Source organism: Streptomyces sp. NPDC026500, from assembly GCF_055567635.1.
Genome location: NZ_JBVHQB010000003.1, coordinates 379302 through 405493 on the forward strand (window position 1 = coordinate 379302; position 26192 = coordinate 405493).

Here is a 26192-nt window from a genome sequence, read left to right on the forward strand (position 1 = left end):
TTTTTTATTTGCTAGCCCCCCCTCATGGTTTTTAATTCTGTGCCCCGCCCCCCCTTAATATCCCGTGGGGGGCTCGCGGGGGCGCGGGGGGGGCCCCCCCCCCCCCGCCCCCCCCCCCCCGCACACTCATGTCATGAACGGCCCCCCAACAGTCCTGCCGCGCGTGCCCAGCGGTACTTCGCGCCGAGGACGGCCACCGGCATCTCGGTCGCGTACGGGTAGGCCACGACCCCCCGCTCGTACAGGTACTGGCAGGCCTCCTCGACCTCGACGTCGCCCGCGAGGGACGCCACCACGGGCTTCTCGATGCCGCGTTCGCGGAATTCGGCCACCACGCGCGCGGTGAGCTCGGCGAAGACCGGGGGAATGGTCACGACGGTGTGCCATTGACGTCCTCCCCCGGCTGAAGGCGGGGGATTTCCTCCCTGGCGTCCGTCAGGGACGGCTCGCCTTGAGTCGGGTTCCTGTTTCATCGGGTGACGCCCTTCGCTCGCGCGGAGGGTCTTACTTACCCTCCGCAGGCGTTTTGGGTCTCCACACGTCCTGCGGCGACCTTGGATCCTTCGGTACGGATGTTGCGGGCGGCGTTCACATCGCGGTCGTGGATGGTGCTGCAGCCAGTGCAGGTCCATTCCCGGACCGCGAGGGGCTTGGGGCCGTCCTTGAAGCCGCAGGCGGAGCACAGTTGTGAGGACGGGAAGAACCGGTCCACGCGGGTGAAGGTGCGCCCATGGCGGGTGGCCTTGTACTCCAGCATGGTCACGAACGTCGACCAGCCGGCGTCGTGCACGGACTTGGCCAGGCTCGTACGGGCGAGGCCTTTCACCGCGAGGTCCTCGACGTGTACCGCTTGGTTCTCGCGGACGACCGTCGTGGACAGTTTGTGGGGAAATCCCTGCGCGCGTCGGCGACCTTGGCGTGAGCCCGCGCGACCTTCACGACGGCCTTGTTGCGGTTGCTGCTCCCCTTCGCCTTACGGCTCAGGTCCTGCTGCGCTTTGCGGAGTTTCTTCTCCGCACGGCGGAAGAACTTCGGGGAGGCGATCTTCCGGCCGTCGGAGAGGACCGCGAAGTGGGTGAGGCCGAGGTCGATGCCTACCTCGCCGGTGGTCCCCGGCAGGACCTCGGAGCCGTCGGTCTCCACCACGAATGACGCGAAGTACCGGCCGGCCGCGTCCTTGACCACGGTCACCGTGGAGGGCGTCGAGGGAAGGGTGCGGGACCACTTGACCTTGACGTCGCCGATCTTCGGCAGGCACAGCTTTCCGCCCGGCGTGAGTGACCGGCGGGCGTTCGCGGTGAAGCGGACGGCCTGCCGGTTGTCCCGCCTGGACTTGAAGCGGGGTGCGCCCATGAGGGGACGCTTGCCCTTCAGGCTGTCGAAGAAGTTCTTGTACGCGGTGTCCAGGTCCCGCAGGGACTGCTGGAGAACTACCGCAGAAACCTCGCTCAGCCAGGCCCGTTCGGGCTTGTGCTTCGCGTCGGTGATGAGCAGTTTCGACAGGTCCCCCGTCTTCGGGAACGGCAGGCCGTGCCTGCGGGCTGTCTCCCGGGCCCGTAGCGCGTCGTTGTAGACCACCCGGGCACACCCGAACGCGCGGCCCAGCGCCATGCGCTGACCGGGGCCCGGCTCGATGCGGAAGGTGTACCGAAGCTGCACACCGGTCACGATACAAAATCGATTTATCGTTACCTATGGGAACATTTGTACAGGTCGCCACCGTGTCTTCCGGCCCCGCGCCCACTCGCTCTTCGCCACCAGGCACCGACCCTTCGTCCTCGCCGACCGGCATCCGACGCGGCGCGATGCGGGGGTTCGTGGGGCCGAGCCGGATCGTCGCCTCGTACGTCGACGGCGGCTCGCCACCCGTGATGTCCACCGGGTTGCCCGCGGCCCAGAAGGGCGGGATGGACTTCCTGAAGGGCGTGTCGAGGTCCGGCGGGATCTTCATCACCACCGGGCCGCCGAAGCGTTCCGCGTGGGCCACCGCCTCGTCCTGGTCACGGGCGATCTCCTCGCCGGGTACGGCGATCCCGTAGGCGTCGGCGACCGGTTTGGCCTCGGGCGCCGTCAGTGCGCTGCGCCCCTCGCGTCGTACGCCGTCGAGCAGCGCCCGCACCCTCGCCACCCGGTCCTGACCCGCCATCTCAGATCACCCCGCCCGACTTGAGCAGCCCCAATTCTTCGTCGCCGAGGCCGAGTTCGCCGATGTAGATCTCCTCGTTGTGCTCACCGAGCAGCGGGGACGCGGTGATGTCGACGGGGGAGTCGGAGAGTTTGAGCGGACTGCCGACCGTGACGTACGAGCCGCGCTCGGGGTGTTCGACCTCGACGACCATGTCGTTGGCGGCGAGCGACGCGTCCTCGATGATCTCCTTGGTGGACAGGATCGGTCCGCACGGGATGCTCTGGGCGTTGAGTTCCTCCAGCACCTGCCATTTGGGCAGCGTGCTGGTCCATTCCTCGATGAGTTGGAACATCTTGGCGAGCTTGGGCAGCCGGGCCTGCGGGGTGGCCCACTCGGCGTCGTCGGCGAGTTCGGGGCGGCCGATCAGCCGCGTGATCGGTTTCCAGCCGGTGGGCTGGACGATGACGTAGACGTAGTCGTTGGGGCCGCCGGGCGCGCACTTGACCGCCCAGCCGGGCTGGCCGCCGCCTGAGGCGTTGCCGGAGCGGGGCACCTCGTCGCCGAAGTCCTCGTTGGGATATTCGGCCAGCGGCCCGTGCGCGAGGCGCTGCTGGTCGCGCAGCTTCACCCGGCAGAGGTTGAGGACGGCGTGCTGCATGGCGACGTTGACGCGCTGACCGCGTCCGGTGCGGGTGCGCTGGAGGAGCGCGGCGAGGATGGCGGCGACGGCGTGGACGCCGGTGCCGGAGTCACCGATCTGGGCGCCGGTGGCCATCGGCGGGCCGTCCTCGAATCCGGTGGTGGCCATGGAGCCGCCCATGGCCTGCGCGACCACCTCGTACGCCTTGAAGTCGGTGTAAGGGCCGTCCCCGAAGCCCTTGATGGACGCGTAGACGATCCGCGGGTTGATCTCGCGGACGCGGTCCCAGGTGAAGCCCATGCGGTCGATCGCGCCGGGGCCGAAGTTCTCCACCATGACGTCGGAGCGGCGGATCAGCTCGGTCAGGAGCTGTTTGCCGCGCTCGGTCTTGGTGTTGAGGGTGATGCTGCGCTTGTTGCTGTTGAGCATGGTGAAGTAGAGGGAGTCGGCGTCCGGGATGTCCCGCAGCTGGGTGCGGGTGATGTCACCGGACGGCGCCTCCAGCTTGACCACGTCGGCGCCGAGCCATGCCATCAACTGGGTCGCCGAGGGACCGGACTGAACGTGCGTCATGTCCAGGACGCGGATGCCTTCGAGAGCCTTGGTCGTCACAGGTCACCTCACTTGTCCGTTGCCTTGAGCCGCCCCGATGCCGCCGGCGGTGGGCCAGGTTCGGCATATTGCATACAGTCGACGAATACTGTATGAAGATTGTTATCCCGCATCCGATGGGTGATGTCCAGGGGTCGTGCACCACTTTCAGGACAGGAGCCGAATCGTGGACCTGTACGAGCACCAGGCGCGGCAACTCTTCGAGGAGCACGGCATCCCGGTGCCGCGCGCCGAGGTCACGGACTCGCCCCGGGAGGCACGCGCGATCGCCCGCGGGCTCGGCGGCCGGGTCGTCGTCAAGGCCCAGGTGAGAACCGGCGGGCGCGGCAAGGCGGGCGGGGTGCGGCTCGCCGAGGACCCCACCGCCGCCGAGCGGACGGCACGCCGGATCCTCGGCATGGACATCAAGGGCCACCCGGTCCGCACGGTGATGCTGGCCCAACCCGTCGACATCGAGAGCGAGTTCTACGTTTCGTACGTCCTCGACCGGGCTGCCGGACGCTTCCTCGCGATCGCCTCCGCCGAGGGCGGCACGGAGATCGAGGAAGTGGCCGCGAGCAGGCCGGAGTCGGTGGCGCGCGTCCCCGTGGATCCGGCGGAGGGCGTCACCTCGGCGAAGGCGGCCGAGATCGCACGGGCGGCCGGACTGCCCCCGCGGAGCGCCGACATCCTGATGCGGCTCTGGCAGGTACTGACGCGCGAGGACGCCCTCCTCGTCGAGGTGAACCCTCTCGTCCGGACCCCCCAGGGACAGATCATGGCCCTCGACGGCAAGGTGACCCTCGACGACAACGCCCGCTTCCGCCAGGCGCGTTGGGGTGAGCAGGAGGCTCCGCACACCGACTCGCTGGAGGCGGCGGCCGCGGCCAAGGGCCTCAACTACGTGAAGCTGGACGGCGAGGTCGGCGTGATCGGCAACGGCGCCGGCCTCGTCATGTCGACCCTCGACGTGGTCGCCGGCTGCGGCGCCCGCCCGGCCAACTTCCTCGACATCGGCGGCGGAGCCTCCGCCCGGATCATGTCCGACGGCCTGTCCGTCGTCCTCTCCGACCCCGACGTCAGGTCCGTCCTCGTCAACGTCTTCGGCGGGATCACCGCCTGCGACACGGTCGCCGACGGGATCGTGCGGGCCCTGGACACCGTACGGCCGACCAAGCCGCTGGTGGTCCGGCTCGACGGCAACAACGCGGCACGGGGCCGCGCCGTCCTCGGCGACCGCGCGCACCCCCTGGTACGGCAGGCCACCACCATGGACGCCGCCGCGGGCCTCGCCGCCCGACTGGCCAACACCACCTGAAGGAGCGGGACATGGCCATCTTTCTCGCCAAGGATTCCAAGGTCCTCGTCCAGGGCATGACCGGCGCCGAGGGCATGAAACACACCCGTCGCATGCTCGCGTCCGGCACGAACGTCGTCGGCGGCGTCAACCCGCGCAAGGCGGGCCGGACCGTCGCGTTCGACGTCCCCCAGCACCCGGAGGGCCTGGGAAGCGCCCCCGGAAGCGTCCCCGTCTTCGGGTCGGTGCGCGAGGGAATCGAGGCGACCGGCGCGGACGTGAGCGTCGTGTTCGTGCCACCCGCATTCGCCCGTACGGCCGTGCTGGAGGCGGTCGACGCCGGGATCGGACTCGCCGTCGTCATCACCGAGGGCATCCCCGTCCACGACTCCGTCGCCTTCTGCGCGCATGCCGCCATACGGGGCACCCGCGTCATCGGACCCAACTGTCCCGGCCTCATCACCCCCGGACAGTCCAACGCGGGCATCATCCCCGCCGACATCACCAAGCCCGGACGCATCGGCCTGGTCTCCAAGTCCGGCACCCTCACCTACCAGCTCATGCACGAACTGCGGGACGTCGGCTTCTCGACCTGTGTGGGCATCGGCGGGGACCCCGTCGTCGGCACCTCCCACATCGACTGCCTGGCGGCTTTCCAGGACGACCCCGACACCGAGCTGATCGTTCTCATCGGGGAGATCGGCGGCGACGCCGAGGAACGGGCCGCCGCGTACATCCGCGATCACATCACCAAGCCGGTCGTCGGATACGTCGCCGGATTCACCGCCCCCGAGGGCCGCACCATGGGACACGCCGGCGCCATCGTCTCCGGCTCCTCGGGTACCGCCCAGGCCAAGAAGAAGGCCCTGGAGGCGACCGGGGTGCAGGTGGGCGGCACCCCGACCGAGACGGCACGGCTGGTCCTGGCCCGGCTGGCGGAGCGGGCGACCCGGAGTGATGTCACTCATAGTTGACGTGAGGTGACTGCCGGAAGCCGTACGACCTCACTACGTTCCCCTTACGTACGCGACGACTGTTCGCGCGGGCCCGTACGACCTGCCGTTCGGCAGAAGCCGGGCCCCCCGCCCCCGACTGTGCACCGAGAGCGGAGACACGCATGACAACCCTCGACACCAACCCTCGGGAACGCGATTCCCTCGATCCCACCCCCCTTGTCCTCAAGTCCGGGACGTCCTGGACCGACGCCTGGCGGCGGTGCCTCGCCGTCGCCCCCGAGGCGTTCCGCGACGACCGGGTCCTCAACCTGTGGAACTCCGGCTGGCAGGCGGACGGCCGGGCACTGCCCGCCACCAGCCCCGTCGACGCCGGTCCCATCGCGGGTCCGCCCCGGCTCGACGGCGCCACCGCCCGGCAGGCCGTCCGCGCCTCGCTCGACCAGCACCGGGCCTGGCGCCATGTGCCCCTGGCGGAACGCCGGGCCCGCGTGGCGGCGACCCTCGACGCCCTCACCGAACACCGCGAACTGCTCGCCCTCCTGCTGGTCTGGGAGATCGGCAAGCCCTGGCGGCTGGCCCAGGCCGACGTGGACCGGGCGATCGACGGCGTGCGCTGGTACGTCGACGGCATCGAGCCCATGGTGGAGGGCCGGGCCCCGCTCGACGGACCCGTCTCCAACATCGCCAGCTGGAACTACCCCATGAGCGTGCTCGTCCACGCGATGCTGGTCCAGGCCCTGGCGGGCAACGCCGTCATCGCCAAGACCCCGACCGACGGCGGCGTCGCGTGCCTCACCCTGGCCTGCGCGCTCGCCGTGCGTGAAGGCATCCCCGTCACCCTCGTCAGCGGCAGCGGGGGCGAACTGTCGGAGGCGCTCGTGCGCGCGCCCGAGATCGGCTGTGTCTCCTTCGTCGGCGGCCGGGACACCGGCGCCGCGGTGGCCACCGCCGTCGCCGACCTCGGCAAGCGGCATGTCCTCGAACAGGAGGGCCTCAACACCTGGGGCATCTGGAACTACACCGACTGGGACGCGCTGACGGCGGTCGTCCCCAAGCTCTTCGACTACGGCAAGCAGCGCTGCACGGCCTACCCGCGCTTCGTCGTCCAGCGCGCCCTGTTCGACGACTTCCTCACCGCGTACCTGCCCGCCGTCCGCACCCTGCGGACCGGCCACCCCCTCGCCGTCGAGCACCCCGACGACCCGTACCCCTCGCTGGACTTCGGCCCGGTCATCAACGCGGCCAAGGCCAAGGAACTGCACGACCAGGTCGCCGAGGCCATCGACCGGGGCGCCGTCCCGCTGCACCGCGGCAGGCTGTCCGACAGCCGCTTCCTGCCCGGCCAGGACACGGCGGCGTACGTCCAGCCCGTCACGCTCCTCAACCCGCCCCCCTCCTCACCGCTGCACCACGCGGAACCCTTCGGCCCGGTCGACACCATCGTCCTGGTCGACACCGAGGCCGAACTGCTCGCCGCGATGAACGCGTCGAACGGCGCACTGGTCGCCACCCTGTCCACCGACGACGAAGCGACGTACACCCGACTGGCCCCGCAGATCCGCGCGTTCAAGGTCGGCCACGGAAAGCCCCGCTCCCGGGGCGACCGCGACGAACTCTTCGGCGGCTTCGGCGCGTCGTGGCGCGGCGCGTTCGTGGGCGGAGAACTGCTGGTACGCGCGGTGACCCAGGGCCTGGCGGGGGAGCGGTTGCCGGGGAACTTCCCGGACTATCACTTGATGCCGTGAGCCTGGCTGGGTGATCCCGGTGATCCCGGTGATCCCGGTGAGCTTCGTGAGGTGAGAGTGGGCGGCGTCCGTCAGTGATCGGGCGCCGCCTGCCGGGCGGGGTATCGCGTCGGCCAGGGTGTCGCGTCGGCCAGTGGCGTCGCGTCGGCTACCCGATTCCCTGCCGGTCCGGCCGCAGTGCGAAGGCGCGGTCCGATGCCTCGGGGACGGTGCGCTCGACGGCCTCGACGAGCAGCGCGCGATGCCGGTGCAGTGGCTCACGCCGGTCGGCGGGAGCGATGGCGGCCAGATCGTCGAGCCCGGCGATGATGCGCCGGGTGACCTGCGGACTGCCCACCGCGCACCCCCGGATCTCGGCGAACCCGAGATCGACCAGCTCCGTCCAGCCCGGTACGGGCTGCACGAGCCGGACGTTCCCGCGCCGGTCGCGATGGAGCGCCGCGTCGAGGGGCCGGCCGGCGACGGCGGCCAGGAACTGCACGATGCGGTCGATCGCCTGCACGGCCGTGGTCGGGTCGTTCACCGCGGCCGACAGCGCCCGCAGCCCGATGTCGGAGAGCTGGCGCAGCCCGAAGGCGAAGTCCTGGTGGAAGGTGCGCTCCACCCCGACGGAGACGGTGTAGCTCAGCGACCGCCCCGCGGGGGCGGGACCTCCGTGCACGGCGAGCAGAGGGGTGCCCGGTACGACGAAGTCCCCCATTCGCGGGATCAGCCGCAGGACGACATCCTGCTGCCGGGCGGCCTTCACCAGCCGGGCGATGTTCACGTCCCGCAGGACCCCGGCCCGCCCATGGTGGACGACCTGGGCGGTCTCGGGCCCGAGCGCGTTCTCCTCGCCGGACGAGCGGGCCACGGGCATGCGCGCGACGACCTTGAACGCCTCGCGGGTGATGCGGTCGATGACATGGCTGATGCGCATGAGACGCAGGGTCTGGTTCACGTACAGCACGAAGAGCAGGAGGCTGAGCCCCAGCATCAGGAGCGTCAGAACCGACTGGACCAGGGGGACCGAGGTCACGTTCCGCGCTTCGGCCTGCCCCTCGTACGAGGTGAGCACCAGCAGCGACAGCAGGAAGGTCGCGAGGAAGACGGCGAACGTGGCCTTGGTGATCCGGCTCCGTACGAAGATCCGCACCACCCGCGGACTGAACTGCCCGCTCGCCATCTGGACGGCGACCAGCGAGATGCTGAAGACCACACCGATGAAGGTCATCATCGCCGAGCTGACCACGGTCACCACGGCCTTCGCGTCGTCGGCCAGACGCAGCAGATCGTCGAGGGTGTCGTAGTCGTGTGCCTTCTGCAGCGATTCGACGATCGCGGTGTCGAGCGCGTTCGCCGCCGCCCACACCACGAAGACCAGCACCATGGCCGCCGTGGGCGCGAACCAGAACGTGTCCCGCAGATGCTCCCGCAACGGCGACAGCGCCCTCGGCCGCCGCCCTTCCCGCAAACCCCCGGTAGTCATCCAGTCACCCATGGTGCGACTGTAAGCGCACCCCCACGCCGCCCCGCGGACCCGCTCCGGAGGCCCGGATATGCAGGTGAAAGGCACTCCGAAACCTTGGTATTGTTGTCCATGTCGCCGCGGGGAACACCCTCGGCCAGGCGGCAGACACCTGGTCCGGGTGGCGGAATGGCAGACGCGCTAGCTTGAGGTGCTAGTGCCCTTTATCGGGCGTGGGGGTTCAAGTCCCCCCTCGGACACTCTTAACACTCGCTGTAGCGATACGCAGATGAGGGCCTCGACCAAATGGTCGCGGCCCTCATCTGCGTATTCGTGACCGATCGTGATCCCGAGAGCTTCGGGGAGCGGGCTCTCCTTCCACGCGCGGTGGCGCTATGTGTACGACCCACTCGGCCGCCGCACAGCCAAGCAGCGCCTCACAGCTGATGGAACCGTGGCCGAGGAAACCCGTTTCACCTGGGACGGCAGCACCCTTACGGAGCAGATCACCCACGTCGTCGGGGCGACCGAGCTCATCACGCTCACCTGGGATCACGACGGGCTGGCACCGCTCGCACAGACGGAGACCAGATCGCCGGCCTCAGCCCCGCAGGAGGTCATCGACCAGCGGTTCTTCGCCATCGTCACCGACCAGATCGGCACCCCTACCGAACTCCTCGATGAGGACGGCAACACAGCCTGGCGCACCCGTGCCACGCTGTGGGGCGCCACCACCTGGAACCGGGATGCCGCCGCGTACACGCCATTGCGTTTCCCTGGCCGTACTACGACCCCGAAACAGGCCTGCACCACAACTACTTCCGCTACTACGACCCGGAAACCGCCCGTTTCCTCACCCTGGACCCTCTCGGCCTCGACTCCGCCCCGAACCCCGTCGCCTACGTCGACAACCCGCATACCCTGTGCGACCCCCTGGGTCTCGCGCCCTGCGACGAGGCCGACGTCACCTGGGGAGGACGAGTCCAGTACGGCGCGCTCGGTCCCCACGACCGTGCCACGAGCATGTATGCCACGATCGTCCGGGACATGCTCGGCGGAAAGACCAAAGCCCTGGTGGACCCGGCCGGATGGGAAGCCGGTAAGGGATACAACCGGGCGCACCTGCTCGCAGCGATGATCGGCGGCTCCGACAAGGACGCTCGGAATTTCGTGACCATGCACAGTTACGCCAACTCACCTGTCATGCGCCAGATCGAGCTGCAGGTGCGCAACGCCGTCCGTGACACCGGCGAAACGATCCAGTACAGCGTGAAACCGATCTACGCGGACGAGCATGCCAAGATTCCCCTTGGGGTGACCATTGAGGCCCATGGCAACAAGGGATTCCAGATGTACCCGCACGGAAGCACCGGGGGCGGAACCAACGTATTCACGATCTGGAACCGCAAGCGCTGAGCAGAAGGCAACGAGAAGGGGAAAGCCGAATGAGTCCGGAACTGAGTCAGCTCGCCGAGCTCCTGCGCGGGCCCGCGGCGCTGGAGCGCTCCTGGGACTGGGAGGTCGTCGAAGCCGAGCTGCGCACAGCGCTCCCCACGGACTACCGGGAGCTCGTCGAAGCCTACGGCGGCGGACTCCTGGACGAGTACCTGCTCCTGCTGGAGCCAGGCTGTCCCAATGACGTCTACGACCTGGTCAAGATCAGCGCCGAACGCGAAGAAGCGAACGATTCCCTGTGGCAGTTCGAGGACAGGCCGGCGGAAATGGAATCCGGGGGCAACCGCCTGATCTGCTGGGCGACCACGGACAACGGCGAGTACCTGTACTGGCTCGTCCAGGCGGCCGACAACCTCGACTCTCGGCCTACCTTGATCAACAGCGAGTCGGGAGAGGACTGGGAGCGCTACGACATGACCGTGACCCAGTTCCTCACCGCAGTGCTCACCGGTGAGATCCGGTCGGAGATTCTGTGGGACCGGTTTCCGCTGCCCGCGCATGAATTCCGCCCTGCGCGGGAGATGTGACGAGCTCCGGCCACGTACGTGCCTGTTCACCTGCACGCTGGGTCGCTCGCGGTCCGACTGCCGGTGGACAGCCACGCCAGAGCACAGATTCGAGGAACCACCATCAAGATCCCGCGCACTCTGCACACCGCCTCCCACCAGCCCGGATGAGGTTTTCGGCAAGGGCAGCGTCAGCCTGAGAATGAAGGAAGTCGGCCCATCTGGTGGCGCCACGATCGGACGCGGGGTCGATCCCCTCGGCTTTGAGGATCTCCCAGACGGTGGAAGCGGCAACTTTGATGCCGAGAGTGGCAAGTTCCCTGTGCACTCTGCGGTAGCCCCACGATGGGTTCTCCCGGACCAGGATCAGGATGCGGATCGAGCGGACGGTGGGCGGCCGCCAGGGCCGCTTGGGCCGGCAGGAGCGGGCATGGCGCCGCTTGATCAGGTCGCGGTGCCATCGCAGCACGGTGTCCGGCTGGACCAACAGTCGCAGTCGGCGCAAGACCTCCCGAGGCAGCGGCGCCAGCAGAGCGGCGAGGAAAACGCGGTCCATCGGGCCGAACTTCACCTTGTTCGCACCGAGTTGCCGCTCGGGGACCATGACTTGGTGGCGCAGAACGAGAATCTCCGCATCCTTGTCCCGGTCGCTCATCGGCAGCAGCCGCACGGCAGCGAAAGCGTTGGTGACAGCCAAGTACGCGAGACGAAGTAACACGAGCGATCATCCTGCCGCACCGTCACACAAGCGCCCTGGCCCGCACGGATGACGTTCTCGGCAGGCGCAGAGCCATTCGAAGCAGCACGGTTGATCATCATGCCGCGGCGACCTCCAGCTGCGCGAGAGCGCCGACTCGAGCAACCGAGGTCGACATAGGCAAACCGGGCACACCCGCTCCCACCAGGGCGGACGAGATATTCGGCAAGCACACCGTCAGATCGCCTGCGCCGATCAGGGCGTTGTAGGTCAGCGAGGTGCGGCGGCGGTGCGGGCCGCGACGAGAGCGGCGACGGGGTCGGCTGTGGCCGGGGCGCAGGGCCACCATGCGGCGGTGCGGCCTTCGCGGGTGTAGGGATGCCATCGGTTGTCGGGGCCGAGGCGGATCTGGATGCCTTCGTCGTCGTCGGTGAGGCGGTTGCGCCAGGCGCGCAGCCGTACGGTGCGGGCGGTGTCATCCGTGCTGTCCGCGTTGTCGGGGTCGGCGAGGGCGGTGCGGGCCGCGGCCATGGCGGCGGGATCGGGGATGAAGGGTGCGCGGGCGACGGCGACGCCGGCGCTTCCGCCGTGGCGCAGGGCGCGGACCAGGAGGGCGAAGTCGAGCGGAGGCAGACCGGCGGCGCGTACGAGCTGGTGGAACCACTCCTCGCCGATGCCGCTCGCGGCGAGGCGTACGGCGTCCTCCAGCGGTGTGCAGGTGAGAGAGGCGGTGTGTCCGGCGGCGAGGTGGCGGGCGCGCTGAGTGGTGTCGCGGGTGAGCGCTTCGAGGTCGTCGAGGGTGAAGGGGACGCCGGGCGGGGGCGCGGTGGTGAGGCGCGAGGGGGCTGTCTCTGGTTCGCCGGGTGCGTTTTCGGCCGGCTCGGGAGCTGGTGCGGTGAAGACGCCGCTGAAGGAGGCGAACGCGTCGCGGGCGGGCACGCTCCGGCCGCGGGGCGCGTCGCCGGTTTCGGGCGCGGCGCCCGTGCGGGCCTGGCGCCGGGTGCGCAGCGCGGTGAGGACGGCGTCCTTGGTACGGCCGCGGAGGGTGAGGAGCCAGAAGGGGTCGTCGTCGAGATGGGCGGCGGTGGCGTAGCACAGGGCGGCGGCGTGCTTGCAGGGGTAGCCCCAGTCGGGGCAGGAGCACTCCGGGTCGAGTTCGGCCGGCTCGGGCAGCAGGGGGATTCCGGCGGCGCGGGCGTCGTCGGCGAGGTCGGCGGGCATCTCGCCGTCGAGGAGGGCCGCGGTGCGGCCGGCCTGGGCGGCGATGGCGTCGAGGAGGGCGTCCCACTGGGCGTCGGTGAGGACGCGCAGGCGTACCGCGGCGTCGTACGGCCAGGGGGCGCTGCCCTCGACCTCGGCGCGCAGCATTCCGGGGGTGGCGGTGACCGGGCCGACCATGCCCTTGCGCGCGTAGGTACGGCCGCGGGAGAGACGGCCGGCGTCGAGGGTGGAGGCCTCAAGGGCGTCCACCCAGGCCCGGCCCCACCAGGTGGCTGCGAAGGCGCGATTGCCGGTGCGGGGTGCCTTGCGGGAGGGGGTCATGCGTCGGCTCCGTTGGACAGTGCGACGAGTTCGGCGAGGTCGGCGTCGGTCAGTTCGGTCAGGGCGGCCTCGCCGGAGGCGATGATCTGGTCCGCGAGGGCGCGCTTGGCGCCGAGCAGGCGGGCGACCTTGTCCTCGACGGTGCCCTGCGTGGTGAGCCGGTGGACCTGGACGGGGCGGTCCTGGCCGATGCGGTAGGCGCGGTCGGTGGCCTGGTCCTCGACGGCGGGGTTCCACCACCGGTCGTAGTGGATGACATGGGTGGCGCGGGTGAGGTTGAGGCCGGTGCCCGCGGCCTTCAGGGAGAGCAGGAAGACGGGGAACTCGCCCTGCTGGAAGGCGGCGACCATCTCCTCGCGCCGGGGGACGGGGGTGGCGCCGTGCAGGTAGCGAGCGCGGATGCCGCGTTCCGTGAAGTGCCGCTCCAGGAGCCGGCCCATCTGCGTGTACTGGGTGAAGACCAGGGCGCCCTCGTCCTCGGCGACCACCGTGTCGAGCAGTTCGTCGAGGAGGTCCAGCTTGCCCGAGCGGCTGGGCAGAGGGCCCGTCTCGCGCAGATAGTGGGCGGGGTGGTTGCAGATCTGCTTGAGCGCGGTGAGAAGTTTGAGCACCAGGCCGCGGCGGGCGATGCCGTCCGCCTTCTCGATGAGAGCCATGGTCTCGCGGACCTGCGCCTCGTACAGGGCGGCCTGCTCGCGCGTGAGGGTGACCGGGTGGTCGGTCTCCGTCTTGGCCGGCAGCTCGGGGGCGATGCCGGGATCGGACTTGCGGCGGCGCAGCAGGAACGGGCGGGTGAGCCGGGTGAGCTGTTCAGCGGCCCGCCTGGCCTGTTCGGTGGTCTCCTCGTCGCCGTCCGCGCCCAGCGCGCCGCGCTCGATGGCCTTCGCGAAGCGGTCGCGGAAGGCGGACAGCGGGCCGAGCAGACCGGGAGTGGTCCAGTCGAGCAGCGCCCACAGCTCCGAGAGGTTGTTCTCCACCGGGGTGCCGGTGAGCGCGACGCGGGCACGGGCGGGCAGGGCGCGCAGCTCGCGGGCGGTGGCGGCGTACGGGTTCTTGACGTGCTGGGCTTCGTCGGCGGCGACCAGCGACCACTTGACGGCGGCCAGCCGCTCCCGGTCCCGGCGCAGCACTCCGTAGGTGACCAGGACGAGTTCGTCTCCGGCGAGGTGGTCGAGGGTGCGCTCGCCGCCGTGGTAGCGGCGCACCGGGAGGGCGGGGGCGAAGCGGGCCGCCTCGCGCTGCCAGTTGCCGAGCAGCGAGGCCGGGCAGGCCACGAGGGCGGGGCCCGCGGTGTCGGGCTGCTCCTGGCGGTGCAGGTGGAGGGCGAGCAGGGTGACGGTCTTGCCGAGGCCCATGTCGTCGGCGAGGATCCCGCCGAGCGTCAGGCGGGTCATGTCCGCCAGCCAGGCCAGCCCGCGCTTCTGGTAGTCGCGCAGGGTGGCCGTCAGTCCCTCCGGTACGCGGACGGGGGCGCGGCCCTCGCCGGCCCGCAGCCGGTCGACCAGCTCGCCGAAGGCGCCAGCCGTCTCCACCGCGACGCGCTCGCCGTCCCATTCCACCTCCCCGGTCAGCGCCGCCTGGAGTGCCTCCAGTGGGGCGAGTTCGCGGCTGCGCTGTCGCTTGAGGCGGGCCACCAGCTTCGGGTCGGCGACCACCCACTGGTCGCGCAGCTTGACCAGCGGGCGGCGGGCCTCGGCGAGCAGGTCGAGTTCGGCCTCGGTGAGCTGCTCGCCGCCGAGCGCGACCTGCCAGGAGAAGTCGAGCAGGGCGTCTCTGCCCAGCAGGGTGTCCACGGTCGTGCCGGGCGCGGTGGCCGCCCCGATCTCCGCCCGCAGGTCGAGGGACTTGACGAGCTCGCGCGGCCAGTGCACGCGGACGCCCGCCGTACGCAGCGCGTCGGTGGCGTCCCCCAGCAGCTCCATGGCCTCCTCGTCGTCGAGCCTCAGCGCGCTGGGCGCGGCTTCGGCGAGCAGACGGGTCAGGGGCTGCCAGGCGCGTGCGGCACGGCGCAGCGCCAGCAGCGCCTCGGCCTCGGCGTGCGGGCCGAGCAGACGCTGCGCGCGGTGCGGGTCGGCCCACAGCTCGGTGGCGTCCAGGACCAGGGACGGGTCGGCCGCGGTCCGCAGCTGCAGCACCGCCTGGAAGACGCGGCGCCGTCCGGCCGGGGGCTCGACCCGCAGCTCCACGCTGACCTGCGCGGCCCGCTCGGCCGCGGCCTCGGCCGCCCATGGGGCCAGGCGCGGGTGCAGGGCGGTTGTGCGGTCGGCGTACGGGTTGCCGGGCACGGCCCAGCCTGCAGCCGGGGTGCGCGGCAGGGTGTCCGCGAGCGCGTCGCAGAACTCCCATACGAGGGCTGCCGGTTCGGCGATCCGTACGGCCCTGTCGTCCGCCGGTGGCGCGGGGAGATTGTGGGCGTACGGGGGCAGAGCGGCGGCCAGCGCGTCCAGGTCCCGCTTGCCCCGTGCGCCGGGTGGCCCGAAACGCCAGGTGGTGTGCGTGTCGGAGGTCAGCGCCGGATACAGTCGCCCCTCGCCCAGCAGCTGAAGGGCGCGGCGGGCGACGGCCGCCCACGCGGCGAGCGACGGATGAACGGCGTCCTCGGGCAGGTCGGGCAGGTCGGGCAGGTCGAGCAGGAGGGCGAGCGCGTCGCCGGGGCCGAGCGCCAGCCCCTCGACGTCGCGGGTGCGCACCCCGGCGCCGTGCGGCAGGACCAGCTCAAGGCGGACCCGCTCCACCGTCTCGGGTACGGCGGCCGAGGCGGGCACGCGGCGGGCGTCGGCGGAGGGCCGATAGTGCACCAGGCGGCCGAGTCGGGCCGGCCGCCCCGACTCGGCCGGCACGAACACCGCAGCCCAACCGCCCGCGGCGAGGTGTTCGCTCGCCCAGGCAGTGGCAGCAGGGTCGGCGAGCGGCGCGGCCTCGGCGGTGATCTCCCGCAAAACTCGACTCACTTGGCGCTCCCCGACTTGAACGCGGCCTTCCGCAGCCGCTTGGCCAGGGCCTTGTCGAGGGGTTTGACGGCGTCGGCAAGCGAGCCGAGCACCTCGCCGGCGTGCGGGTGGCAGGCACGCCACAGGTCGTCGGCACGCTCGACCAGCTGATCGAGCGGACGCTTCCCGTCCCCGGGACCCGCCAGCAGCCTCTCGCGCAGCGCCTGTTCGCCCGCCGCGGCGAACGGCAGCGCGCCGTCCACCAGCATCCACTCCAGGCCCCACGCGGCCTCCCCTTCGGTGGGTTCGTCGATCCGGCGCAGCATGGAAGGCGCCGCGTGCGCGCGGCCGGTGACCTGGGAGACGGCGGCCTTGCGCAGCACCGCCTTCGCCCGCCCGGTGCGGTCCGCCTCCAGCACGGCGGCCAGTACGCGCGGGGCCTCCAGGCGGCGCAGCGCGTCGTCCGGCTCCGTACCGTCGCAGGCGTCCACCACCTGCACCGCCGCGTCCGCAGCGGGTGCCGCCAGCCAGCCCGCCACCTCCGCAGCCGCATCCGCCTCGGAGGAGTACGAGGGGAGCGCGGACAGCAGTTCGCGAGCGTCCGCCCGGTCGAGCGAGCCGATCACCGGCGCCGGGACGCCTGCCGCCACCAGCAGCGCGCGCAGGCCGAAGCGACCCAGCGCCGTGAGCCGGAAGCGGCCGGTGGGCAGCATGCCCTGCCCGTCGCCGTCGAACAGCAGGGTGAGGACAGCATCGTCCGCAGGAGGCTCGTGGCCGTCGTGCTCGGCGGCGCCGAACAGCTCCAACGTCCCGGCGGTGTCGTGGTATTGGTCGGCGAGGAGCGCCGACACCAGCTGCCGGGCCGGGCTCTCGGGCAGTCCTGACAGGCCCTCAGTGAAGAACTCGGCGACGTCCAGCCGCTCCCCGTCGGGCAGCCCGTACGCCGCGAGCAGCATCAGGAACACCAGCGGCGGAGCCGCCTCGGTCAGCTCCCGCAGCGGCGCCGGCTCACCCAACGGCCCGTCCAACGCGGGGAAGGCGAGGGTGAGTTCGGTCGCCGCGCTCGCCACCGCCCCCTGCCAGGTGGCCAGCAGCGCCGCGTCGTCCTCCTCGTCCGGCAGCTCGTCGCCGGCGTGCGCGCGCTTGCCCGTCACCTCGACGAAGCCGCAGTTCAGCGCCCATTCCCAGGGCAGGTCCACCAGCTCCATGTCGGCTGCGCTGCGGATCTTCGCCAGCAACGCGGCCCGCCCCTCGGGATCGCCCCACTCCTCGGGGGCGATGCGCCACAGCTCGGCCTCCTCCACGGCCTGCCGGGCGAGCTTCGGCCGCAGCAGCGCCTTCGGCGTCAGCTCCCGCCCGCCGCCACACCAATGCCCGAGCTGCACCGCCGCCATGAAGGCGGGCACTTCGCGCACCGCGCGGGCCAGCTCCGCCTCGCCGGGCAGCCGCACGGCCGGGAGCCGGACGTCCGCGGCATCGAAGAGGCCGGTCGACGACTCCTCCTCGCCCTCCCCCACGCTCGAATTCGCTCGCGCGGGGGGACCCCCATCGTCGCCGTCGGCGAGCGGGCCCGCGCCGCCGGGGAGAGGGTGAAGCTCGCCACACTCGCACCAGTACAACCCCGGCGGGGCCTGGCGCTCGCCACGCTTGCCCGTCGCGCGTCGCAGTGCCACCTGCGCGAGACCGCGGGTGAGTTCGGCAGGGTCGAAGTCAGCCGGGTCGAAGCCATCCTCGTACCGGCCCGCAAACACCTCGTCGTGCAGGCTCTCGTACTCCACCCACTTCTCACCGCCGTGCCGGACGACAGCGGGGCTTGGGCGCTCCCCGTCCGCGTACCGCTCCTGCAGCTCGGCCAGTCCCCACACGCCGCCGAGGTCCTCGGCGGGCGGCATGGCCCGCCGCCCGCCCGTGCACACCGCGCGCTCCCTCTCGCCCTCTTCGGCGGGGCGTACTCCCTCCACCGTGATCCGGTGCAGCCAGTCGTCGCCGAAGTCGTAGGTGTAGTCCATACGGTCGCCGGTGCGCGGCAGGACGTCCGCGAGGACGGCCTCCTCCTCGTCGAAGACCGGGACGTCGAGATCCTCCGGCGGGGTGTACCGCCCGCCAAGGCGGTCCTCGAAGGCGTGCGGGTGCATGTCCTGCCAGCCGAACGCCTCCTGGATCACGTCGTGCAGCGATCCCAGCGTGATGTCCGGGGGCACCACCAGCCGCCGCCACACCGGCGGTTTCGTCCCCTCGAGACCGACCTTCAGCTGGTGGACGGAAAGCTGGCGCTCGGCGGAGCTGCGCTGGGCGGTCATGGCCTCAGGGCTTCCCACTGGTCGGAGGCATACGCGTCGGGGCACGCCGCGAGCCCGTCGCCGTACGCCGAACGGCTGACCCACCATTCTTGCAGCCAGGAGCCGCCGGCCCGGCCGATCGGCTCAATCCCAGCCGAACTCGGCATCGTCCCGGGTGCGGTCGGCACCACCGACATCCACGACACGGGCGGCCGGGCAAAGCACGAGCTCGACGTCGTTGCCCTCGCCCCCGGCGAGAAACCCCGTACAGCCGGTACCGCTGGGACGCCCGCCCCACCGCCCGCCGCCTCAAATGATCCATTTGCCGGTCGATCTTAGGTGACACAGTTTTCGGCACCCACAGGGTGCTGGACCGCCGCGCCGGGGACGCTCCGGGGCGGCCGCGTGCGAGTCCGGCAGCGCCGGTCAGCTGCGACGGCGCGCCGACTCCTCGAGCCGCTCGACCAGTTCGGCAGCCATGGCCTTGATGGTTTCCAGCCCCTTACGCCCCCACGGCTGCGGGTCCTGGTCGACCACGCAGATCGTGCCCAGCACCACGCCGGTGCTGTCTATCAGCGGTGCGCCCAGGTAGGAGTGGACGCCGATCGCGTCGACTACCGGGTTACCGGCGAACCGCGGGAAGTCCCGGATGTCCTCCAGCACCAGCGCCCGGCGGCGCTTGACCACGTGCGGGCAGATGCCCATGTCGATGTCGCGGGGCATGACGCGGCCGGGCACCGGTTCCTCCAGCAACGGCGGTCCCACGTGGACCGTGGTGTCCTGCGCGGCGCTGTACAACCCTGCGAAGTACTGGCGGTCGGCGTCGAGGAAGAAGTTGACCCCGGCGTAGCAGCCGCCGGTACGGTTTGCCAGCTCCCGTGCGAAGGCGTCGAGTTTCGCATCCGGACGGGCATCGATACCCAGCTCGCGCAGCCGCTCGGAGCGGGCACGCACCTGTGGGTCCTCCGGGGGGAGGAGCAGATGGCGCAGGGCGATCCCGGACTCAGGCCCGGAGGAGGGGTTGGGCGGTGTCGCTGCCATGGGAACTCCTTGTCGTGATCAGATGCTGAATCAGTTCGAGCAGCACGCGGATGCCCGAGCTCTGGACGCGGGCGTCGCACAGCACCACCGGCACCTCCTGCCTGAGGTCGAGCGCGGTTCGCACCTCCTCCGCGCGGTAGCGGTGGGCCCTGTCGAACTCGTTGACGGCGACGACGAAGGGGACGCCGCGCCGCTCGAAGAAGTCCACCGCCGCGAAGGAGTGCTCCAGCCTGCGGGTGTCGGCGAGGACCACCGCCCCGAGCGCTCCCTCGGAGAGTTCGTCCCACATGAACCAGAAGCGCTCCTGTCCGGGCGTGCCGAACAAGTACAGGACATGGGAAGGACTGAGCGTGATCCGGCCGAAGTCCAGGGCCACCGTGGTGGTGGCCTTGTTCTCCACTCCGTCCAGCCGGTCCGTGGCCGCGCTGACGGCGGTCAACATCTCCTCGGTGCTCAGCGGCTCGATCTCGCTGAGCGCGTTGACGAAGGTGGTCTTTCCCACGCCAAACCCGCCGGCGATCAGCACCTTGATTCCCACCGGCAGGACTTCGGCGGGCAGCGGGTCACAGTCGTTTGAGGAGGCCATCGCGTACCGCTTCCAGGAAGTCTCGATCATGTCGTGCGTGGTGGCCCGGGGGCGCCGGGGGCGCGTCACCTGTGACCACCGCGCCTCCTTCGGCCAGATCGGACAGCAGCACCTTGACCACGGCGGCGGGCACCTGCATCCGGGCCGCGACCTCGGCGACGCTCACAGGCCGCTCGCACAGCGCCAGCACCTGCGCATGCTCCAGGCCGAAGGAGCCCTGCGTCTGGGCGCCGGTGGCCCGCACCATGGTCACCAGCGTGAAGTGGGACGTGGCCCTGGTCCGGCCGTCGCTCACGGTGTAGGGACGGACCAGCCGCCCGGCCGCTTCGTCGATCAGCGGTCCGTCTGGGAGGACCCGCGTCATCGGTTACCCCACCGGGTGCCGGGGCGGCGTGGCCAGGTGCGGGCGCACGCCCTTCACCATCATCCCCATCTCGTAGCCCAGCACCGCCGCGTCCGCCTCGCGTCCGGCCAGCACCGCCAGCACCGCGCCGTGCCCGGCGGCCGAGACAAACAGCAGCGAGGTGCTGAGCTCCGTCACTATCTGTCGCACGTCACCGCCGTCGTCGAAGTGCCGGCCCGCGCTGCGCGCCAATGAGTACAGCCCACTGGCGAGCGCGGCCAACTGGTCCGCGGCGTCCTTGTCGAGCCCCTCCGCTGCCTTCACCAGCCCGTCCGAGGACAGCAACAAGGCGCTTCGGGTGTGCGGCACCCGGTTCACCAGCCCGGTCAACAGCCAGGAAAGGTCTTCGCTCGCCACGATCGTGTACTCCTCTTCGACAGAAGGAAACGGCTTGCTGGACGGGGCCCCGGGCCTTCAGGGCGGCCTCGGCTATCTGGGCGTCTCCGCTTCCTCGGCCCTGCGTAGTCCGGTCTGGAACGCGGCCATCAGGCCCGGGTCGTGTGCGATGTCCTCGGAAGCACCGGCGCTGCGGACCGGGTGCGGCCGTTCGGCGGCGTGATCCCGGCGGCGGCGCTGAGGCAACTGCGGACGGTCGCCCTCGCCGTCGGAGGGCACCGGGGCGGGCTGGGGTTCGGAATCGGACACGCGCGAATCCGCAACGACGGTCATCACTGTCGTCCGGGGGTCCGCCGCCTCGGGCTCCACTGGGTCTTGCGGCACCGCGTCAGGGGTCGGGACGGTGTGGCGCGCGGGAGCTGCCGACTGCGGGCCGAGCAGTGCCCTGGGCAGCACCATGACGGCCTGAGTACCGCCGTAGACGTTGCTCTGCAACTGCACGGCGATGTCGTGCCGCTGGGCCAGGACGGAGACCACGTACAGGCCAATCCGGCCGTCCTGCAGCAGCTCGCCGAGCGCGACCTTGTCGGGTGCACCCAAAACGGTGTTCATCTGGTTGCGCTCGGCCGGGGACATGCCCAGGCCCCGGTCCTCGACCTCGATCGCCACCCCCGAGGTGACGGGCTCCACCCGCACGTGCACGGTGGTCTGGGGCGCTGAGAAGACCGTCGCGTTCTCCAGCAGCTCGGCCAGCAAATGGACGACGTCGACCACGGCGTGGCCGCTGACCGTTCCATCGATGGGCGGGACCAGCTTGACCCGGGCGTACTGGTCGATCTCGGCGACGGCGGAACGCAGCACGTCGGTCAGGCCGACAGGGCGGGTCCACTGGCGGTGGGTGTTCGCGCCGCCAAGCACGGCCAAGTTCTCGGCGTAGCGGCGGATCCGGGTGGACAGGTGGTCCACCCGGAACAGCCCCTTGAGCAGGTCGGGGTCCTCGACCTCGTTCTCCAGGCTGTCCAGCAGGCCGATCTCGCGGTGCACCAGGGACTCCAGCCGGCGCGCCAGGTTGGCGAACACCTCGAACTGCTCCAGCCGGAAACCGTGTTCCGCACCGACCGCACAGGCGGCGGTCTCCAGCAGGGCTGCCTCCGCCTCGTGCCGGGCCGCAGCGATCTCGAATCCGAGGCGGGAGAATTCGTCCGGGCCGGTCTGCGGCGGCAGTTCTGGCCGGCGCCGCACAGGGGGCTCCCCGGCCCGCAACCGACGGCACAGCGACTCCAGTTCGGCCCTGCCCTCGGCTGTGGTACGGGTCAGCTCGGCCAACTCGGCACGGTTTCGGTCAGCCGCACGGGACAGCTCCGCCCAGTGCTTGGTGACTGCTCGTGCCTCGGCCGAAGTCCGTATACCCGCGATCCCGGCCGCCATGGTGCCGATGAGGACCACGCCGCCGAACACCGCGCTTTGGTCCGCCCGGTCCAGGTGGCCATCGCGGACCAGCACGGCGGCCACCGCACCGGCCACGGCGACCGCGCCCGCCGGCAACACGGACCACAGCACCAGACGCCGCCTCAAGGACGCGGCTCGCGACTCGGCCGTCACACGGGAGGGCACAGGCGACGCCAGCCGGTCGTCCGGTGGCATGGAAGGATCACGCATAACAGTCCCCGGACAGTGCGAAGATCGGGCCGAGCGCGCACGCTACCGCGCATCAGGACCCCGGCGTCAGCCCCTGGCGCGCACAGAAATCGAACCGTTGTCCTTAACTTCGCCTCGAAACACCCGTCCCAGGCGTGCGAGTGGGGGCAGGGCCACCAGCACTGGGGACAGCATCATGCCTGCGGCCGTCCCCAGAAGGATGTCCTCCGGTGGCCCGGGGCCTGGGGTGGTGTCACCGTCAGGTTAATCGTCGATCACGATGACCCCGCCGTCGTGCGGAGCCGTCGCCGACTCCTCACGCAGCAGCTCAAGCCGCCGGTCGTTGACCTGCTCGACCTCCCAAGGAGACTCGGACAGAAAGAACTGCAACCGCTGCACCCCCGGCATCCCCGCACCCGCCACCGGCTCCGCCCCTGCCAGGCAGGTGATCGTCTTGTTCCGCTCCCGCGGCGCCAGCAACCCGGTCAGATACTCGCGAAAACCCCGCCGCTGGGCCAGGCTGAAAAAGAGATCGTCGAACCGGGCCGCGTACTCTTCCAACGGCCCCGGCCCCGGCCCCGGCCCCGGCCCCGGCCCCGGCCCCGGCGCAGGCGGACACGGACGGCGAGCGGCCATCTTCAGCCCCCAGCAAGGCAGTTGACTCCTACCACCGGCCTACGACCAACCCGACCTGCCGTCAACTCACGCCACCGCCGGATTTAACGAACTACCGGTAGGTGGCGCATCGGCCAGCTACCGGCATTGCGGGTGCCGATTAACCATCCGCCCTGCTCACGCGGCATGTTGGTACTCGTGGAGGGTTTCGCCGAGTCGGTCTCGTCGGCGGATTTCAAGGTGGTTGATCTGCTCTGTCAGGCTGATGGAGTGGCGCGGCGTGGCCCAGGGTTCGGTGCGGGCGATGACGTTGTCGAAGGTCTCGAACTCGCTGAGCGCGCGGGATCCGGTGACTCTGGTTTCAGATCAAAGTGCCTCCAGGGGTCACGCCCGCAGGTATGTATCCAGCGCTCCATGGTGGAGTTCATCCGAGGTACCTGGATGGCGGTGGTTGCGAGCTTCGGGCCGGTGTCGGCCAGGGCGTCGAAGGCGGCCGTGAACCTTCGAGTTGCGATCCCGAATCAGGAATCTGGCCCTGTTGTCTGCATGCTCAAGATCCGTGTGAGGGTGGTGAACCTGGGTTTGGTCTCCTGGCGCTGCGGGATCGGCTGATCTTGCAGCTCGGGCCGTCCTTGTGCGATCACGGCCGTATCGTCAGCGGTCAACTCGCCCCTCGGACACTCTTTGTAGCGATACACGAACGAGGACCTCGACCTGACGGTCGGGGTCCTTTGCGTTTTCGTGGCTGAAGGACTCCCCGGGGCGAGGGCCGTCCGAGCGTCCCTGGCGCCCGTCAGGCGGCGGCCGGCGGTGTGTCGGCCGCCGCCTGACGGAAGGGATTCAGGTTCACATGGGTGAGCGGCGTGGCGTCAGTTGGATGCGCTGCCGGAGACCCACTCGCTCCACGGCATGTTCCAGTCGCTGAGGCCGTTGTCCGGGGCCACCGTGCTCTTGTCCATGGAATTCTTGACGATCACGACGTCACCGATCATCGAGTTGTCGAAGAACCACGCGGCGGGCTGCTTGCCGTTGCCGGCGTTCCTGACGTCCTTCAGGCCCACGCAGCCGTGGCTGGTGTTGACCTTGCCGAAGACCGAGTCGGCACCCCAGTAGTTGCCGTGGATGAACGTGCCCGAGGCGGTCAGGCGCATGGCATGCGGTACGGCCTTGATGTCGTACGAGGGCTTGCCGTCCTTCTCCGTGAGACCGACGGTCGCGGCGTTCATGTGGATGTGCCGGTACTTCTCGGAGATGACCATCCGACCGTTGTACGTCGGGTGCTCGGGGCTGCCGGACGAGATCGGGATGGTCTTGATCGTCTTGCCGTCCCGTACGACGGACATCTGCTTCGTCGCGGCGTCGACGGTGCTGATCTGGCTCCGGCCGATCTTGAACGTGACCGTCTTCTGGACGCCGTCGAGGCTCATCGTGACGGTGACGGTGGAGCCGGGCTTCCAGTAGTGCTCGGGGCGGAAGTCCAGGCGGCTGCTGTTGAGCCAGTGACCGACGACCTGCTCGCCGCTGCTGGAGCTGACCTGGATCTTCGACTCCACGGCGGCCCTGTCGGCGATCGCCTTGTTGAAGTTGAAGGTCACCGGCATGCCCACACCGACGGTCGAGCCGTTCTCGGGGGAGAGGTGCCCGAGGAAGTCGTTGGCCGGGGAGACCGTGGAGATCGCGGCGTTCTCCGTGGCGGAGCGGCCCTTCGCGTCCTCGGCCTCCGCGGCGACCTGATATCGGGTGGCCTGCTTCAGTGGGCCGTTCGGCTTCCAGGACGTTCCGTCCGCGGACAATGTGCCCGGAACCTCGGTGCCGGTCGCGACGGCGGTCATGGTCACCTTGGTGAGCCTGCCGTCGCTGACGGTGACGTTCACGGGGTCGTTGATCCCGACGCCGTGAACCTGCCCGGGCGTGATCCTTATTCGGGCGTCGGAAGCGTCTTGGGTGCTCGCCTGAGATGGCTGCGCCTGTGCCTGTGCCTGCGTTTCCGGGTGAGCCCCGGTGTCGTTGGTGGCCGCGTAGCTGGTACCGCCCAGCGCCGTGAGTGCGAGCGCGCCGGCCGTAGCCATCAGCCCGGTGCGTCGCTTGCGTGCGGTGATCAAACGCTTCTCCCATGCCGCTGGTCGTTGAATCCCCCGAGCTGGTTTCCGAGGGGGCAATCAGCTCCAAAGAAGCATTTTTACGCATTGGTCCGCTTTGATGGGGTGGATTGTGGCGGGTTTCACGCCTTGCGCGTGGGTCGCCGAGGCTCCGCTCGACGGCCGGATGGTGCGTGACCGATCCGCTCTCGCCGATCGGTGCGGGCCCTGCGGCGATACGGAGGCGAGGGGTCCGGCGTGACCGGCGCCCGCCCCGCTGCCCGGCCGCCTCGACGTCGGAGCGGACCCGAACCGAGGTCGTGGCGCAGGCTTCGGGCCCGGCTGGTGGTGATCTCTGCCTTTTCGCCGCAGCCGGCCGTGGCCTCACCTGTCGGAGATCTCGGAGAGCCATGCCGTGTCCTCCGGGCCGGGCGCTTCGGGGCCCGGTGCGGGGAGCCGGCGGACCTCGCCCGTGCTCAGGGCGATCGTGGCGCGTGGCTGCATCGGCCCGTGACCCCTGCGTGAGAGCAGGACGAGTTCCCAGACTGTCGCCGTCATGGCGTCGAGCCGGGTGGCGCAGTCGGCGCTGACGCGCCGCGGATCCCGGGTCCGGCCCAGGGATAGATGCGGAGTGAAGTTCTTGGCCCGCCCACGGCAGAGTGGAAACCGCTGCTGCAACACGTGGTGCAGGTCCTCCCACGGTGCCTTGCCGGCTGCCGCCGGATCGAGCCACACGGTGGCGTATGCCCTGTGCCGGAAGGTCCGCACCCCGTCCAGCAGGGCGGCGAAGGCCGGCGTCTCGGCCGTCGCCGCGGCGAGCAGTGAGGCGGCCCGCTCGAAGTCGGACTCGGGCACGAAGGGGAAGAGCAGATTGACGTGCGGCGGCCAGCGGTGGATCTGCGGATCGTAGTCCCGGCGGATGTCCTGGATCGGCGGCCACAGCTCTGCGGGCGGGATCCACGCCACCGCCGTGCGGGCCGTGGGGGGCGGGCCGAGGATGCCGACGCCTTCTCCCCGGCCGAAGTCCGGGTCCGCTCGCGGGTTCCGCATCCGGCCGGCGGGCGATGTGTCGATGTGGTCCACCCCTGCCGCCCGGTCCCGCGGGTCCCGGCCGCCCGGGTGACCGATCTCGTCGCTGGTTCGCATCACGCGTCCTCTCCCGCCGTCACACCTCCTCCTCCAGGGTGCCGTTGGTCCTGTCCTTGACGGTTGTCCCTCACGCACCGCGATGGTTCAGATGTTTTGCGTGACGGATCTGCCGGCTCGCCGGGGGGTGGGCGAT

The 26192-nt window shown here is 70.4% G+C and carries 17 protein-coding genes, 1 tRNA gene and 7 pseudogenes; 7 read left to right on the forward strand and 18 right to left on the reverse strand.

Going from position 1 to position 26192, the window contains the following annotated elements; all coding sequences use genetic code 11:
• Window positions 1-131 precede the first annotated feature (131 nt).
• From ACZ4N5_RS07490 to frc, 5 genes and pseudogenes are all read right to left on the reverse strand, one after another.
• Window positions 132-386, reverse strand: a pseudogene (locus tag ACZ4N5_RS07490) (acetate--CoA ligase family protein); the annotation flags it as partial.
• Between the two features lie 122 nt (window positions 387-508).
• Window positions 509-1659: pseudogene (locus ACZ4N5_RS07495) on the reverse strand (RNA-guided endonuclease InsQ/TnpB family protein).
• 202 nt (window positions 1660-1861) lie between these two features.
• Window positions 1862-1951, reverse strand: a pseudogene (locus tag ACZ4N5_RS07500) (hypothetical protein); the annotation flags it as partial.
• Window positions 1931-2146 (reverse strand): annotated as a pseudogene (locus ACZ4N5_RS07505) (acetate--CoA ligase family protein); the annotation flags it as partial. The pseudogenes ACZ4N5_RS07505 and ACZ4N5_RS07500, both read right to left, overlap by 21 nt.
• 1 nt (window position 2147) lies before the next feature.
• Window positions 2148-3380 carry a formyl-CoA transferase gene (frc, locus tag ACZ4N5_RS07510; RefSeq protein WP_467756156.1) on the reverse strand — a complete coding sequence of 411 codons (1233 nt, stop codon included), beginning with the start codon at window positions 3378-3380 and terminating at the stop codon, window positions 2148-2150.
• Window positions 3381-3546: 166 nt separating this feature from the next.
• Between frc and sucC the strand changes: the two genes are divergently transcribed.
• From sucC to ACZ4N5_RS07525, 3 genes are all read left to right on the forward strand, one after another.
• Complete coding sequence (gene sucC / locus ACZ4N5_RS07515) at window positions 3547-4677, forward strand: ADP-forming succinate--CoA ligase subunit beta (RefSeq protein ID WP_467756157.1); 1131 nt, start codon at window positions 3547-3549, stop codon at window positions 4675-4677.
• An 11-nt stretch (window positions 4678-4688) separates the two neighbouring features.
• Window positions 4689-5630: a succinate--CoA ligase subunit alpha gene (gene sucD / locus ACZ4N5_RS07520; protein WP_467756158.1), complete on the forward strand. Its 942-nt coding sequence runs from the start codon at window positions 4689-4691 to the stop codon at window positions 5628-5630.
• Window positions 5631-5773: 143 nt separating this feature from the next.
• Window positions 5774-7357: an aldehyde dehydrogenase family protein gene (locus ACZ4N5_RS07525; RefSeq protein ID WP_467756159.1), complete on the forward strand. Its 1584-nt coding sequence runs from the start codon at window positions 5774-5776 to the stop codon at window positions 7355-7357.
• Window positions 7358-7505: 148 nt separating this feature from the next.
• Here ACZ4N5_RS07525 and ACZ4N5_RS07530 read toward each other — a convergent pair whose 3' ends face one another.
• Window positions 7506-8837, reverse strand: coding sequence for a DUF2254 domain-containing protein (locus ACZ4N5_RS07530; protein ID WP_467756160.1), 1332 nt, complete (start codon window positions 8835-8837; stop codon window positions 7506-7508).
• 142 nt (window positions 8838-8979) lie between these two features.
• On the opposite strand from ACZ4N5_RS07530, the gene ACZ4N5_RS07535 reads away from it, so the two are divergent.
• The 3 genes and pseudogenes from ACZ4N5_RS07535 (at window position 8980) to ACZ4N5_RS07545 (ending at window position 10786) form a co-directional block, all read left to right on the forward strand.
• A tRNA-Leu gene (locus ACZ4N5_RS07535) sits at window positions 8980-9064 on the forward strand.
• Between the two features lie 125 nt (window positions 9065-9189).
• Window positions 9190-10220, forward strand: a pseudogene (locus ACZ4N5_RS07540) (RHS repeat-associated core domain-containing protein); the annotation flags it as partial.
• A gap of 29 nt (window positions 10221-10249) precedes the next feature.
• Window positions 10250-10786, forward strand: a complete 537-nt coding sequence (locus tag ACZ4N5_RS07545) for an SMI1/KNR4 family protein (RefSeq protein WP_467756161.1) — start codon at window positions 10250-10252, stop codon at window positions 10784-10786.
• A 148-nt stretch (window positions 10787-10934) separates the two neighbouring features.
• Here ACZ4N5_RS07545 and ACZ4N5_RS07550 read toward each other — a convergent pair.
• The 10 genes and pseudogenes from ACZ4N5_RS07550 to ACZ4N5_RS07595 form a co-directional block, all read right to left on the reverse strand.
• A pseudogene (locus ACZ4N5_RS07550) lies at window positions 10935-11483 on the reverse strand (hypothetical protein); the annotation flags it as partial.
• 249 nt (window positions 11484-11732) lie between these two features.
• The gene (locus ACZ4N5_RS07555) at window positions 11733-13004 is read right to left on the reverse strand and encodes an SWIM zinc finger family protein (protein ID WP_467756162.1); all 1272 of its coding nucleotides are present in this window, start codon (window positions 13002-13004) and stop codon (window positions 11733-11735) included.
• A complete protein-coding gene (locus ACZ4N5_RS07560) occupies window positions 13001-15850 on the reverse strand; it encodes a DEAD/DEAH box helicase (protein WP_467756315.1) in 2850 nt (949 codons plus the stop codon). The genes ACZ4N5_RS07555 and ACZ4N5_RS07560 overlap by 4 nt, the downstream gene beginning before the upstream one ends.
• Window positions 15851-15951: 101 nt before the next feature.
• Window positions 15952-18234 (reverse strand): IS1096 element passenger TnpR family protein, encoded by a 2283-nt coding sequence (locus ACZ4N5_RS07565; RefSeq protein ID WP_467756163.1) that lies wholly within the window; start codon window positions 18232-18234, stop codon window positions 15952-15954.
• Window positions 18235-18639: 405 nt separating this feature from the next.
• Window positions 18640-19254, reverse strand: a complete 615-nt coding sequence (locus ACZ4N5_RS07570) for a GAF domain-containing protein (RefSeq protein WP_467756164.1) — start codon at window positions 19252-19254, stop codon at window positions 18640-18642.
• A complete protein-coding gene (locus ACZ4N5_RS07575; RefSeq protein ID WP_467756316.1) occupies window positions 19217-19840 on the reverse strand; it encodes a GTP-binding protein in 624 nt (207 codons plus the stop codon). The genes ACZ4N5_RS07570 and ACZ4N5_RS07575 overlap by 38 nt, the downstream gene beginning before the upstream one ends.
• Window positions 19818-20204 carry a DUF742 domain-containing protein gene (locus ACZ4N5_RS07580; protein ID WP_467756165.1) on the reverse strand — a complete coding sequence of 129 codons (387 nt, stop codon included), beginning with the start codon at window positions 20202-20204 and terminating at the stop codon, window positions 19818-19820. The genes ACZ4N5_RS07575 and ACZ4N5_RS07580 overlap by 23 nt, the downstream gene beginning before the upstream one ends.
• Window positions 20205-20207: 3 nt before the next feature.
• Complete coding sequence (locus tag ACZ4N5_RS07585; RefSeq protein WP_467756166.1) at window positions 20208-20600, reverse strand: roadblock/LC7 domain-containing protein; 393 nt, start codon at window positions 20598-20600, stop codon at window positions 20208-20210.
• A 72-nt stretch (window positions 20601-20672) separates the two neighbouring features.
• On the reverse strand, window positions 20673-22139 hold the full coding sequence (locus tag ACZ4N5_RS07590) for a sensor histidine kinase (RefSeq protein WP_467756167.1): 1467 nt from the start codon (window positions 22137-22139) through the stop codon (window positions 20673-20675).
• Window positions 22140-22484: 345 nt separating this feature from the next.
• Window positions 22485-22853, reverse strand: a pseudogene (locus tag ACZ4N5_RS07595) (transposase); the annotation flags it as partial.
• A 393-nt stretch (window positions 22854-23246) separates the two neighbouring features.
• Between ACZ4N5_RS07595 and ACZ4N5_RS07600 the strand changes: the two are divergent.
• Entirely contained in the window at window positions 23247-23444 is a 198-nt protein-coding gene (locus tag ACZ4N5_RS07600; protein ID WP_467756168.1) for a hypothetical protein, read from the forward strand.
• Between the two features lie 257 nt (window positions 23445-23701).
• Here ACZ4N5_RS07600 and ACZ4N5_RS07605 read toward each other — a convergent pair whose 3' ends face one another.
• Both ACZ4N5_RS07605 and ACZ4N5_RS07610 read right to left on the reverse strand, forming a co-directional pair.
• Window positions 23702-24934, reverse strand: a complete 1233-nt coding sequence (locus tag ACZ4N5_RS07605; protein ID WP_467756169.1) for a L,D-transpeptidase — start codon at window positions 24932-24934, stop codon at window positions 23702-23704.
• Between the two features lie 360 nt (window positions 24935-25294).
• Window positions 25295-26056: a 2'-5' RNA ligase family protein gene (locus ACZ4N5_RS07610; protein ID WP_467756170.1), complete on the reverse strand. Its 762-nt coding sequence runs from the start codon at window positions 26054-26056 to the stop codon at window positions 25295-25297.
• Window positions 26057-26192: the final 136 nt, after the last annotated feature.